Here is a 12,951-nt window from a genome sequence, read left to right as displayed (position 1 = left end):
CGCGTGAGACATCGGCACCGAGACTTCGCCTCGCGCTCGCGCCGTCACCCTGCCAAGCCGGATCCCCGAATCCATCTGTCGATGCCTGCACACTCGCTCCCCTCAGCGCTGCCCCGGCCCTGGCGCGACCGCGCCGGCCGCCTCTCCTGGCTGAAGCTCGCCGTCTTCGTGTCCGCGCTCGTGCCCGGGATCTACCTTGCCGCCGCCTACGCGCTGGATGCCCTCGGCGCGAAGCCGATCACGGCGCTCCTGCACGGCACCGGCGAGTGGTGCATCCGCTTCCTACTGCTCTCGCTCGCTGTGACGCCGCTGCGCCGGATCGCCAACTGGCCGAAGCTGATCAACCTGCGGCGGATGCTGGGGCTGACCGCCCTCGCCTATGCGTTGATCCACCTCGCTCTCTACGTCGTCGATCAGAACTTCATCCTGACGAAGGTCGTGTCGGAGATCGCGCTCCGGTTCTACCTGACGATCGGGTTCGTGGCGCTGATCGGCCTAATCGCGCTGGGAATCACCTCGACGGACGCGATGATCCGCCGGATGGGACAGGGCTGGAACCGGCTCCACCGGATCGTCTACGGGATCACGGCGCTCGGTCTGTTCCACTACTTCCTGCAATCGAAGATCGACGTCTCGGATCCGGTTTTCTGGACCGGCCTGTTCCTGCTGCTGATGGGCTGGCGCCTGATGCAGCGGTTCCAGCTCCCGACGCGCCCCGTGCCGCTCATCGGCCTCGCTTTCGTCTCGGCGCTCGCCACCGCCCTCCTCGAGGCGGCGTGGTACGGGCTGAAGAGCGGCGTGCCGGCGAGCATGGTGCTAGGCGCCAACCTCGACTTCTCCTACGTGATCCGCCCCGCCTGGTGGGTGCTGGCCGCGGGGCTCGCCCTACCCCTCGTCAACCTCGTTCGGGGTCACCCTCGACCGGGTCCACCCGAGGGCGTCCGGCACACGCGCCATCGCGCGTCGTGCCAGCTGAGTGATCCGCGCCGCTTGCCGCGCGGGATGGGATAGCCGACAAGCTCACGGTCGCCGCGGCCAGCGAGGACCATGACGGATGCGCGCAGTTCTCGGTAGCCTCCTGGTCCTGCTCGCCCTGACAATGGGCGCCCGGGCCGCCTGCACGCGACCCGAGCCCCCGCCTCCGGAATCGAAGCCGGCCAAGCCGCCGCTGCCGGAGAAGCCCGCGTGCCTCGACGCCAAGGGCGGCTGTCCCGGCTGGGAGGCCTACAGCTACAATGACGCGGTGAAGGCCTACAACGCGCAGGCGCAAGCGTTCCGGCCGCTCGCCGAGGTCTACGTCCAGAAGCTCAACGCCTACGTCAAGGCGAGCGCGGATTACGCCCAGTGCGAGGTGAAGACACTGCAATAGGCGTCGGCCGCCCGCGCGTCCTGCGTCGCATTTTCAGGTCGCGCTACGCCGTCGAACCTGCGCGCCTCCCCGCAGCCGAGGATGTCCCTGGACGAGTTCCTCGCGTGGTCGGCGGATCGGCCACGTCGTTACGAACTGATCGGTGGCGAGATGCACGCGAAGTTCCCGCAGCGGGCTCGGCACGCGCGTACAAGGTTTCGGGTGCAGATCGCTCTCAGTGATGCACTGAGCGCCCTGGGCCTGCCCCGCAGACGTCTGAGCCTCGACGTTCCCCGCTCGCGGCTTGACCCTTGCCTGCACGGGTGCGACAGCGCGCCCACGCTTCCCGACCGCCTGCGCAGGATGCCCGCATGACCGAATCCCTCGATCTCCTCGTCCTCGGCAACGCCATCGTCGACGTCATTGCGCGCACGGACGACGCGTTCCTGTCCGAGCAGGGCGTGCACAAGGGCGCCATGCAGCTCATCGACGAGGCGAGGGCGGAGGACCTGTTCTCGGTCATGGGCCCGGCCACCATCGTCTCCGGCGGGTCGGGTGCGAACACCGCGGTCGGCGCAGCGCTGCTCGGCGCGAAGACCGGCTTCGTCGGCAAGGTCCGCGACGACGAGCTCGGCGGCCTGTTCGCGCATGATCTCAAGGCGACCGGCGTCCGGTTCAGGGTCCCGGCCGCCACGGACGGGCCCGCCACCGCCCGCTGCTTCGTCTTGGTGACGCCCGACGGCGAGCGCACGATGAACACCTACCTCGGCGCCTGCCAGGGCCTCTCGCCGGCCGACGTCGACGAGGCGCTGGTGGCGAGCGCGCGCGTCACATACCTCGAAGGCTACCTCTGGGATCCGCCGGCGGCGAAGGACGCGTTCCGCAAGGCCGTCAAGATCGCCCACAATGCCGGCCACGCCGTGGCGCTGACGCTCTCCGACGCCTTCTGCGTCGGGCGCTACCGCGAGGAATTTCTCGGCCTGATCCGCGACGGCAGCATCGACATCCTGTTCGCCAACATCGGCGAGCTGAAGAGCCTCTACGAGACCGAGGACGCCGAGGCGGCGATCCGGGCGCTGCGCGACGAGCGCGACAATCACGGGCGGCACCTTCTCGGCCTCGTCACCCGCTCGGAGGAAGGCTCGGTCGTCGTGAAGGGTGGCGAGATCCGCAGCGTCGGCGTCGCGCCGGTGCGCGAAGTGGTCGATTCGACGGGCGCGGGCGACCTTTTCGCGGCAGGCTTCCTCGCCGGTCATGCCCGCGGCCTCGATTACGTGACGAGCGCCCGCCTCGGGGCGCTGGCCGCCGCGGAGGTGATCCAGCACATCGGCGCGCGTCCGCAATCCGATCTGGTCGCGCTCGCCAGCGAGCGGGGCCTGCTCTGACGGCGGCCGGGCTTCAGGGCCGCAGCAGGACCTTGCCCACCGCCTCTCGCCGCTTGAGGATACCGAGCGCCTCCGCGTAATCCTCAAGCGGATAGACACCGTGCACCTTCGCGGTGAGGCGACCTTCGGCGACCCAGTCGAGAAGCTGGCGCTGGTTTGCCTGATGCGCCTCAGGCTCGCGCTCGACGAAGACGCCCCAATGCACGCCGAGCACGTCGATGCCCTTCAGGAGCACGAGGTTGAGCGGCAGGCGCGGGATCTCCCCGGCCGCGAAGCCGACGACGAGAAAGCGGCCCTTCCAGGCGAGCGCCCGCAGGGCCGGCTCCGCGTAGGCGTCGCCGACCGCGTCGTAGACCACGTCGACGCCCTCTCCCCCCGTCAGCGCCTTGAGGTCGTCGCGCAGGGTCTCCGGCTTGTAGACCAGCGTCTCGTGCGCCCCGTGCGCGCGGGCGACTGCGAGCTTCTCGTCGGACGAGGCACAGGCGATCACCCGAGCGCCGAGCACCGCGCCGAGCTCGACCGCGGCGAGGCCCACCCCGCCCGAGGCGCCGAGTACCGCGAGCGTCTCGCCCGGCCGGAGATTCGCCCGGTCCCGCAACGCGTGAAGCGAGGTGCCGTAGGTGATGGTGAGCCCCGCCGCCTGCGCGTCGGAGACCCCCTGCGGCACGCGGGTGAGATGGCGCACGGCGACGGCGACGCGCTCGCGGGCCGTGCCGAACTTGACGTGAACGATCACCCGGTCGCCGACCGAGAAGCCCGCGACGTCCGGGCCTAGGGCCTCGACGACGCCGCAGGCCTCTCCGCTGGGCGAGAACGGCAGGTCCGGCTTCACCTGATAGCGGCCGGCGATGATCAGCGTGTCGAAGAAATTGAGCGCGGCGGCCGTCACCCGCACCAGAGCCTCGCCCGGCCCGGGTTCGGGATCCGGCAGCGTCTCGATCACGAGATCCTCGGGCCCCCCGAGGCGTGTGCACAGCAAGGCTTTCATCGCGCGTCTCCGCCGGTCCGGCCGTGCTTGCCGGAATCGGGGGCGCGCAGCAAGCGGACCTCAGCCTCGCGCGTAGGTCCCGGTCAATTGTCCCTTGGCGAGGACGTGGCCCCGCATGGCGTCGAGGAGCGCGGTGCGCCCCGGTGACGCTTCGAGATCGAGGGTGCGGTCGAGCGCGTAGACCTGGAAGACATAGCGGTGCGGCCCGTGCCCGTTCGGCGGATCGGGCGGCAGGTACTGGTCCTTCAGGAAGCTGTTCCGGCCGAGGTTGAGATGCGCTCCGGGGCCGCCGGGGCTCGCGATCCCCCCCTCGGGCAGCGCATCGTCCGCGCCCGCGAGGTTCCAGACGATGAGGTGGACGAGGGGATTCGGTGTCGGGCTGTCCGCGTCCTCGGCGAGGATTGCGACGCTGTGCGCGCCGTGGGGCACCCCCGTCCAGGCGAGCGGCGGCGAGACCTTGGTCCCGTCCGCCGTGAAGCGGGCGGGCATCGCCGCCCCATCCGCGAAGGCTTTGCTGGTGACGCTGATCGAGGCCGGCACGTCGCCGAACGCCGCGTGGTAGGCCGTCTTCTCCAGGCCGGCCTTGAGGCCGGAGAGGGCCTCGCCGACCGCGTGCGGAATCTTCTCGAGCATCGACGCCTCCTCTGCCTGCCGGCGTCAACGAGGGGCGACGCCTGGGGTTCAGGCCGGCCGCTCGGCCGCGATCATGTAGTTGACCCCCGTATCCCGGCTCGCCCGCCAGGTGTCGCCGAGCGGGTTGTAGACGACGCCGGTCGTGTCGGTGACGACGAGGCCGCCCGCCTCGACGGCCCGGCTCAGCTCGGCCGGCGTGACGAACTTCTCCCAATCGTGCGTGCCCTTCGGCAGCCAGCGCAGGACGTATTCCGCCCCGACGATGGCGAGCGCGAAGGAACGCATGGTCCGGTTGATCGTGGCGGCGAACATCAGGCCGCCGGGCTTCACGCCCTCGGCCGCCTTCCGCACGAAGACCGGCATGTCGACGACGTGCTCGACCACCTCCATGGCGAGCACGATGTCGAAGCGCTCGCCGGAATCCACCACCGCCTCGATCGTCTCAGATCGATAGTCGACGGGCACGCCCTCGCTCTCCGCATGCGCCCGGGCGACCCGGATATTCGCGGCGGCCGGATCGAGGCCGCTCACGCGGGCGCCGAGGCGGGCCAGCGGCTCCGAGAGGACTCCGCCGCCGCAGCCGACATCGACGATGCTCAGGCCGTCAAGGGCGAAGGGTGCGCCCGGATCGCGCCCGAAATGGCGGCATGCGGCGTCGCGGATATAGGCGAGGCGGACCGGGTTGAACCGGTGCAGCACGCGCATCGGCCCGCGCTCGTCCCACCACGTGGCCGCGAGGGCGTCGAAGCGCGCGACCTCGTCGCGATCGATGGAGGAGGCTTGGGAAACGGGCATCGGCTCCGCGGGACATCGGCGCCCGGAAACCGGGCTTCTGATTGACAGGTGGGTGCACCCCTTGTACCCGCCGAAGCCCGGCCCGGTACAGCCGCAAAGCGGCCCGGGCACTCGGACGTGCGCCGCCTGGCGCTCCCGGACAGGCCCGAAAAGAATCGACGCGGACGCGACATGCCCCGTTTGGTGATGAAATTCGGCGGCACCTCCGTCGCCACCGTCGACCGGATCCGCAACGTGGCGCGCCACGTCGCCCGCGAGGTCGCCGCCGGCTACGACGTGGCCGTCGTGGTCTCGGCCATGTCCGGCAAGACCAACGAGCTCGTCGGCTGGGTGAAGGATGCCAACACCCTCTACGATGAAGCGGAATACGACACCGTCGTCGCCTCGGGCGAGCAGGTGACGTCCGGCCTTCTGGCCGTCGCGCTCCGCAAGGACGGCATCAAGGCGCGCTCCTGGCAAGGCTGGCAAATCCCGATCGAGACCTCGGAGGCTCACGGATCGGCCCGCATCGCCAGGATCGACGGGGCCAACCTCGATGCCGGCTTCAAGCGCGGCGAGGTCGCGGTGATCTCCGGCTTCCAGGGCATCCACCCGGAGACCGGCCGCATCACCACGCTCGGACGCGGCGGCTCGGATACCAGCGCGGTCGCGGTGGCGGCCGCCATCGGCGCGGAGCGCTGCGACATCTACACCGACGTCGACGGCGTCTACACCACCGACCCCCGGATCGTGCCGAAGGCCAAGCGCATGGAACGCGTGACCTTCGAGGAAATGCTGGAGATGGCCTCACTCGGCGCCAAGGTGCTGCAGGTCCGCTCCGTGGAACTCGCCATGGTGCATCGCGTGCCGACCACGGTGCGGTCGAGCTTCGACCCGCCGGACGCCGCCCGCCCCGGCACCCTCATCTGCGACGAGGACGACATCGTGGAACAGCAGATCATCACCGGCATCGCCTTCGCGAAGGACGAGGCGCAGATCACGCTCCGGGCGGTCAAGGACAGCCCCGGCGTCGCCGCCGCCATCTTCGGCCCGCTGGCGGACGCCAACATCAACGTCGACATGATCATCCAGACCGTGTCGGGCGACCAGTCGACGACGGACATGACCTTCACGGTGCCGGAGGCCGATTACGAGCGCACCCGCACCATCCTCGACAGCCAGCGCGACACGATCGGCTACGGCCAGATCGAGGGCGCGACCGACGTGGTGAAGGTCTCGGCCATCGGCGTCGGCATGCGCAGCCACGCGGGCGTCGCCGCCAAGGCGTTCCGGGCGCTCGCCCAGAAGGGCATCAACATCCGCGCCATCACCACATCTGAGATTAAGTTCTCGGTCCTCATCGACGCGGCCTATACGGAGCTTGCCGTTCGCACGCTCCACTCGCTATACGGCCTCGATCAGGCCTGAACCTCCGCGCTGGTGCGGCTGGCGCCCGAGTGGCGTCAAGGTTGCACCGGCCGCCAGGTTGGATTGACGAGACGATGCCCGCTGCGCCTGGAGGCCCGCGCCTGCTGCTGCGCCGCCTCCGCGAAGCGATGGCGGAGCCGGTCAGCGCTCAGGCACGCCTCGACCGCATCGTCGTCCTCATCGCCGCCAACGTCGTGGCCGAGGTCTGCTCGGTCTACGTCCTGCGCGACGACAACATCCTCGAACTCTTCGCCACCGAGGGCCTCAACCGCGAGGCCGTGCACCTCACCCGCCTCCGCGCGGACGAGGGCCTCGTCGGCCTGATCGCGCGCACGGCCGAGCCGCTCTCGCTGTCGGACGCGCAGTCGCATCCCGCCTTCTCGTACCGGCCGGAGACGGGGGAAGAGGCCTACCACGCCTTCCTCGGCGTACCGCTGCTGCGGGCCGGGAACACCCTCGGCGTGCTGGTGGTCCAGAACAAGACCTACCGGGTCTATTCCGAGGAGGAGATCGAGGCTCTCCAGACCACCGCGATGGTGCTGGCGGAGATGATCGCCTCGGGCGAATTGCAGAGCCTCGCGCCGGGCACCGGCCCGGCCGCCCGCCGCCCCGTGAGCCAGCGCGGCGTCGCCCTCGCCGAGGGGATCGGCCTCGGCCACGTGGTGCTGCACGAGCCTCGCATCATCGTGAAGACGCTGATCGCCGAGAATGTCGAGCGCGAGGTCGAGCGGCTGGATGCGGCGATCGGCGAGGTCCGCTCGGCCATCGACGACCTCGTGGAGCGCGGCGACTCGATCGGCACGGGCGAATCCCGGGAGGTACTGGAGACCGTGCGCATGTTCGCGCACGACAAGGGCTGGCTGCGCCGGATGCGCGAGGCGGTCCTCTCGGGCCTGACGGCGGAAGCCGCGGTCGAGCGCGTCCAGTCCGACAACCGGGCGCGGATGCTGCGACAGAGCGATCCGTACCTGCGCGACCGACTGCACGACCTCGACGATCTCGCCAACCGCCTGCTGCGTCAGCTCATCGGCGCGCAATCGGCCGAGGGCGCGGATCTGCTTCCCGAGAACGCGATTCTCGTCGCCCGCTCGATGGGACCTGCCGCGCTCCTCGACTACGACCGCACGCGCCTGCGCGGCGTCGTCTTGGAAGAAGGCGGCCCGACGAGCCACATCGCCATCGTGGCCCGCGCGCTGGGCATCCCGGCCGTCGGCGAGGTCGCGAACGCGACCGCTCTCTGCGATTCCGCGGACGCCATCATCGTTGACGGGGTGGGGGGCGAGATCCATGTCCGCCCGAGCCCGGAGATCGAGGCGTCCTATGCCGAGATGGTGCGCCTGCGCGCCCGGCGGCAGGAGCAGTACCGGGCGTTGCGCGACGTTCCCGCCGTCACCCGCGACGGCGTGCGCATCGGCCTTCACCTCAACGCGGGCCTCCTCGTCGACTTGGCGCACCTGCAGGAGACCGGCGCCGAGGGCATCGGCCTGTTCCGCACCGAATTGCAGTTCATGGTGGCCGAGCGGATGCCTTCCGCGGTCGAGCAGCAGAATCTCTACGAGGCGGTGTTCGCCGCGACCGGCGACAAGCCGGTGACGATCCGGACTCTCGACATCGGCGGCGACAAGATCCTTCCCTACATGCCGAAGCTGGAGGAGGAGAACCCGGCGCTCGGCTGGCGCGCCATCCGCATCGGCCTCGACCGGCCGGCCCTCCTGCGCGTGCAGTTGCGCGCGCTCCTGAAAGCCTCGGGCGGGCGCCCCCTCAAGATCATGTTCCCGATGGTCGCGACGGTGGACGAGTTCGTCCGCGCCAAGGCGATCGTCGACCGCGAGAAGGCGCATCTGCGCCGCCACGGGCATCCCCTGCCGAGCGATTGCCGCCTCGGCGCGATGATCGAGGTGCCCTCGCTTCTGTTCCAGCTCGACGCGCTGACCAGCCACGCGGACTTCCTCTCGGTCGGCTCGAACGACCTGATGCAATTTCTCTTCGCCGTGGACCGAGAGAACCGGCGCGTCGCCGACCGGTTCGATCCGTTGAGCGCGCCCGCCCTCAGGGCCTTCCGCCTCATCGCCGAACGGGCCAACGCCGCGGGCTGCCCCGTCACCGTCTGCGGCGAGATCGGCGGACGGCCCCTCGAGGCCATGGCGCTAATCGGCCTCGGTTTCCGCGACCTCTCGATGTCGCCGGCCGCCATCGGCCCCGTGAAGGCAATGGTGCTCAGCATGGATGCCGCCGCCGTCGGCGCGATGATCGATGCGGAACTCACCCGCAGCGGTGACGGCGAGAGCCTGCGGCCGGCGCTGGCGGCCTTCGCCAAGGCACACGGCGTGCCTATCTAGAGGCACCCCGCGGATCTCCCGCTCCGGCGCCACGGCCCGGAGGCAGCGCGGGGAGTTCCGCGGGGATACTTCCCCCCGCGCATCGTCGGTTCGCATCCGCGTCGCCTCGGCGCCGACCGATTTCAGGGCACGCCGTGCACGATGCGGTTGCCGTCAGTTGTCCCATTGCAGGCGAGAGTATCATCCGGGCGATGACCCCATTTCCTCCCGAGCGCCTCGACGCGATCCTGGCTCGTCACGACATCGCCACCGCCACGCTCAGCGCGGGCTCGGCCGACGCCGACACCTTCGTGCAGCTCTCCCGCGAGCTCGCCGAGCTCGACCCCGTCGTCGCGGCGATCCGCGTCTACCGGGCGGCCGACGCGAACCTGAGGGGCGTCGAGGCGCTGATCGAGGAGCCCGGCAGCGATCCCGAGATGCGGGCGCTCGCGGCGGATGAGAAGCCGGAGGCCGAGGGCGCGCTGGAGGCCGCTCACCGGGCCTTGCAGCTCATGCTGCTGCCGAAGGACTCGGCCGACGAGAAGAGCGCCATCCTGGAGGTGCGCGCCGGGACCGGCGGCGACGAGGCTGCCCTCTTCGCGGGCGACCTCTTCCGCATGTACGCGAAATATGCCGAGTCCAAGGGCTGGAAGGTCGAGGTGATCTCGGAGAGTGAGGGCACCGTCGGCGGCTACCGCGAGATCGTGGCCGAGGTGAAGGGACGCGGCGTCTTCGCCCGCCTCAAGTTCGAGAGCGGAGCCCATCGCGTCCAGCGCGTTCCCGAGACCGAGACGCAGGGACGCATCCACACCTCGGCCGCCACCGTCGCGGTTCTGCCCGAGGCCGAGGACGTCGACATCGTGGTCAACGAATCCGACCTGAAGATCGACACGATGCGGGCCCAGGGCGCCGGCGGACAGCACGTGAACAAGACCGAATCGGCGATCCGCATCACCCACGTCCCGAGCGGCATCGTGGTCTTCGTCCAGGAGGAGCGCTCGCAGCACAAGAACCGCGCCCGGGCGATGGCGCTGCTCCGTGCCAGGTTGTTCGACGCCGAGCGGACTGCCAAGGACGCGGCTCGCGCTGCCGACCGCAAGGCGCAGGTCGGCTCGGGCGATCGGTCGGAACGCATCCGCACCTACAACTTCCCGCAGGCCCGTGTGACGGATCACCGCATCAACCTCACCCTCTATAAGCTCAACGAAGTGCTCGACGGCACCGCCCTCGACGAGCTGGTCGACGCCCTCGTCACGGAACATCAGGCCGAGCTGCTCGCGGCCGAGGGCATGGCCTGAGACGGCCGGTGGACCGGCTCCATCTCGCGCCGGACCTGTCGCGGCGGGCCGCTCTTCGGCTCACCGAGAAGGCACTCCTTCTCGCCGGCATCGAGGCCGCGGGCAGCGACGCGCGCTTCCTCGTTCTCGACGTGCTCGGGCTGTCGACGCTGCAACTTGCCACGGAAGGCGGCGAGCCGATCGGCGCGGACGGTGCGGCCCGCCTTGATGCTGCCCTGGTACGGCGCCTGTCCGGCGAGCCGGTCGCGCGCATCCTGGGCGCCTGGGAATTCTGGGGGCTGCCGTTCCGGCTCTCTCCGCGAGACGCTGGTGCCGCGCCCCGACACCGAGACGCTCGTCGAGGCCGGGCTGACGTCCCTCCCCGACCGCTCCGCTCCCTGGCGGATCCTCGATCTCGGCACGGGCTCCGGCTGCCTCCTCGTGGCGCTTCTGACCGAGCGACCGAGCGCGCAAGGTGTCGGCCTCGACCGGTCGCCGGGCGCCCTGCGGACGGCTCGGGAGAATGCCGGGCTGAACGGCGTCGGCGCGCGCGCCGCCTTCGTGGGCGGAGATTGGTGCGCGAGCCTGCGCGGTCGCTTTGACCTGATCGTCTCGAACCCGCCCTACATCGCGAGTGGGATAATCCCCCACCTCTCCCCTGAGGTGCGCCTGCACGATCCCGCGGCCGCCCTCGATGGCGGCGCGGACGGCCTCGACGCCTATCGTCGCATCCTCATGGATGTCACGGATGGCAACCTGCTGCGTGCAGGCGGAGCGCTCTGCTTCGAGGTCGGCCACGATCAGGCGGAGGCCGTCCGCACCCTCGGAAGGGCCTCAGGTCTTGAAGACGCCGCAATCCGATACGATCTCGCAGGACATGGACGGGTCGTGGTCTTGCGCCGCCTCCCGGAAAGCGATCCGCGGCGAAAATCCTAGGCCCATCATCGCTTTCGCATGAAAAAAAGCTTGTTGTGCCCGGATCGAGCCGTTACTGTCCGGGGTGTAGATCGCGAACGGTCCGTTAAGTCGGGCAGCGGTAAGGTTGGCGACGATCCCTCCCGCCGAGCTGTTCCAGATCTCCCCACCATCGAGCAGGCGCGTTTCAAGTGTCGCGGCGCGGCTCGGTGGCATTCGAACCTGACAATCGAACGGCGTCTCGGACGCAAGCGTAGGCCCCGATTGGACGGGACGGACGGCCAGCACGGCAAGCGAATCACGGATCATCTGCGACGGGTCGCGCCCGTCGACGGACCGGTTCGGACCGGATTTTGCTGCAGACAGCCGGATCAACAGACACGCTTTTCGCACGAACGAGGGTCAATCGAGACCGATGAGACCAAACCAGAATAGACGGATGCGTGGCCGCAACCGCCCGAAGGGCCCCAATCCCCTGACGCGGTCGTACGAATCCAATGGTCCCGACGTGAAGATCCGCGGCACGGCCCAGCACATCGCGGACAAGTACGCCCAACTCGCGCGTGACGCGCTCGCGGCCGGTGATCCGGTCGCGGCCGAGAACTACTTCCAGCACGGCGAGCACTATTTCCGGATCATCTCCGGCGCCCAGGAGCAGAATCGCCCGGCGGCCGGTCTCGGCTACGCCCGTCAGCCCTACGACGACGAGATCGAGGACGGCGACGACGACGGCATGCAGCAGGGCCACGGCGGCCAGGGCCAGAACGGCCAGGGCTACGCCCAGTACGGCGACGATTACGGTGATCCCGGCCAGCAGCCTCAGCCCTACGAGATGCGCCAGGAGAACGGGCAGGATCTGCGCCAGCAGGACAACCGCCAGAACCGCAACGATCGCCGCGAGCGCTTCCAGAACCGTGGTGACCGCCAGCGCTTCGACAATCCCCGCTTCGACAACCAGCGGCAGGACAACCGGCAAGAGGGCCGGCAAGACAATCGTCAGGAGCATCGCCAGGATTACGGCCGCTCCGAGCAGCCACGGCAGGATTACGGCCGGCAGGAGCAGCCCCGCGAGAACCGCTTTGAGAACGGCCGCGGTGAGTATCAGCGGCCGGAGCCGGTCCGCCCGGATTCGCCGCGCCAGGACTTCCAGCGTCCAAGCGAGGGCCCGTCGCGTCGCGAGCGGCGCCGGGACGAGAGTGCACGCAGCGCCCCCGAGGAGCAGAGCGCGCTTCCGGCCTTCTTGGTAAATCCGACCCGCGCGCCTGCCCCGGCCGAGCCCACCCCTGAGGCGCCGGCGAACGGTGGCCTGCCGCATGCGGCGGAATCCGTGCCCGAGGCTGCCGAGGAGGCGCCCCGCGCGGCTGCCAAGCCGCGCCGCCGTCGCCGGACGCGCTTCGAGGGAGCGGAAGGCGCCGAGGGCGGTGCCGAGACGGCCGCTCCCGCCGAGTCTTCGGCCGAGTGAGCGGAGCCGGCGCGATCGGACGCCGGACGGTAGATCGTCGCGAGAGCCGCCTTCGATCCGGAGGCGGCTCTCGTCGTTTTCAGGACCTGCTGCGCCCGCGGGACAGCGATCGGGTCAGATACGCAACGCCCGGTGCCAATCCGGATAGGCCTGCACGCGATGGACGAGGCGTCGGCCGGGCTCGGTCTCTCCGAACGGCGCGAGATCCCAATCCCAAACCCTGTCCGAAGGCGGCAATTTGAGGCCATGCAGGAGATCGAGGCGATCGGTCTCGCACCCCGCCCGGCCGAGCTCGCGTTCCACGACATCCGTGACGAGGCAGACCCGGGCCTGCGTTCGGGTCAACGCGTCGACATGCGCGGCCACGATGCTCCGTGCGAGGTCGGGCGGCCCCGGCCGTCCTCGGCTGTCGTACCAGTCGAG

At 69.9% G+C, this 12,951-nt stretch carries 11 protein-coding genes and 1 pseudogene (1 of these 12 running past the window's edge); 8 read left to right on the top strand and 4 right to left on the bottom strand.

The features are described 5' to 3' along the window. Nucleotides 1–81: 81 nt before the first annotated feature. From DK389_RS17315 to DK389_RS17300, 3 genes are all read left to right on the top strand, one after another. A complete protein-coding gene (locus DK389_RS17315) occupies nt 82–1,011 on the top strand; it encodes a protein-methionine-sulfoxide reductase heme-binding subunit MsrQ (protein ID WP_109891416.1) in 930 nt (309 codons plus the stop codon). A gap of 88 nt (nt 1,012–1,099) precedes the next feature. Further along, on the top strand, nt 1,100–1,369 hold the full coding sequence (locus DK389_RS17310) for a hypothetical protein (protein ID WP_236960993.1): 270 nt from the start codon (nt 1,100–1,102) through the stop codon (nt 1,367–1,369). Nucleotides 1,370–1,719: 350 nt separating this feature from the next. Next, a complete protein-coding gene (locus tag DK389_RS17300; protein ID WP_109891410.1) occupies nt 1,720–2,733 on the top strand; it encodes an adenosine kinase in 1,014 nt (337 codons plus the stop codon). Between the two features lie 13 nt (nt 2,734–2,746). On the opposite strand, the gene DK389_RS17295 is transcribed toward DK389_RS17300, so the two are convergent. The 3 genes from DK389_RS17295 to ubiG are packed head-to-tail and all read right to left on the bottom strand — an operon-like array spanning nt 2,747 to nt 5,149. Next, a complete protein-coding gene (locus DK389_RS17295; protein WP_109891408.1) occupies nt 2,747–3,721 on the bottom strand; it encodes an NADPH:quinone oxidoreductase family protein in 975 nt (324 codons plus the stop codon). A gap of 60 nt (nt 3,722–3,781) precedes the next feature. Continuing rightward, complete coding sequence (locus DK389_RS17290) at nt 3,782–4,354, bottom strand: YbhB/YbcL family Raf kinase inhibitor-like protein (protein WP_109891406.1); 573 nt, start codon at nt 4,352–4,354, stop codon at nt 3,782–3,784. Nucleotides 4,355–4,402: 48 nt separating this feature from the next. Further along, on the bottom strand, nt 4,403–5,149 hold the full coding sequence (gene ubiG, locus DK389_RS17285; protein ID WP_109891404.1) for a bifunctional 2-polyprenyl-6-hydroxyphenol methylase/3-demethylubiquinol 3-O-methyltransferase UbiG: 747 nt from the start codon (nt 5,147–5,149) through the stop codon (nt 4,403–4,405). A gap of 171 nt (nt 5,150–5,320) precedes the next feature. On the opposite strand from ubiG, the gene DK389_RS17280 reads away from it, so the two are divergent. From DK389_RS17280 to DK389_RS17260, 5 genes and pseudogenes are all read left to right on the top strand, one after another. After that, on the top strand, nt 5,321–6,556 hold the full coding sequence (locus DK389_RS17280) for an aspartate kinase (RefSeq protein ID WP_109891402.1): 1,236 nt from the start codon (nt 5,321–5,323) through the stop codon (nt 6,554–6,556). Nucleotides 6,557–6,630: 74 nt separating this feature from the next. Beyond that, nucleotides 6,631–8,895, top strand: coding sequence for a phosphoenolpyruvate--protein phosphotransferase (gene ptsP, locus DK389_RS17275; protein ID WP_109891400.1), 2,265 nt, complete (start codon nt 6,631–6,633; stop codon nt 8,893–8,895). A gap of 191 nt (nt 8,896–9,086) precedes the next feature. Then, a complete protein-coding gene (prfA, locus tag DK389_RS17270; RefSeq protein WP_109891398.1) occupies nt 9,087–10,172 on the top strand; it encodes a peptide chain release factor 1 in 1,086 nt (361 codons plus the stop codon). A gap of 8 nt (nt 10,173–10,180) precedes the next feature. After that, nucleotides 10,181–11,087 (top strand): annotated as a pseudogene (gene prmC / locus DK389_RS17265) (peptide chain release factor N(5)-glutamine methyltransferase). Nucleotides 11,088–11,505: 418 nt separating this feature from the next. Continuing rightward, nucleotides 11,506–12,528, top strand: coding sequence for a DUF4167 domain-containing protein (locus DK389_RS17260; protein ID WP_109891396.1), 1,023 nt, complete (start codon nt 11,506–11,508; stop codon nt 12,526–12,528). A gap of 114 nt (nt 12,529–12,642) precedes the next feature. Here the strand turns inward: DK389_RS17260 and DK389_RS17255 are convergent, their stop codons facing one another. Next, nucleotides 12,643–12,951: the 3' portion of a hypothetical protein gene (locus DK389_RS17255; RefSeq protein WP_335645475.1), read on the bottom strand. Its footprint extends 303 nt past the window's final position; 309 of the gene's 612 nt are visible here — the last part of the coding sequence; the start codon falls outside the window, past its right edge — the gene reads right to left on this strand; the stop codon is at nt 12,643–12,645.

Source organism: Methylobacterium durans, from assembly GCF_003173715.1.
Classification (GTDB): Bacteria; Pseudomonadota; Alphaproteobacteria; order Rhizobiales; family Beijerinckiaceae; genus Methylobacterium; species Methylobacterium durans.
This window is presented reverse-complemented; position numbering and strand designations above follow the sequence as displayed.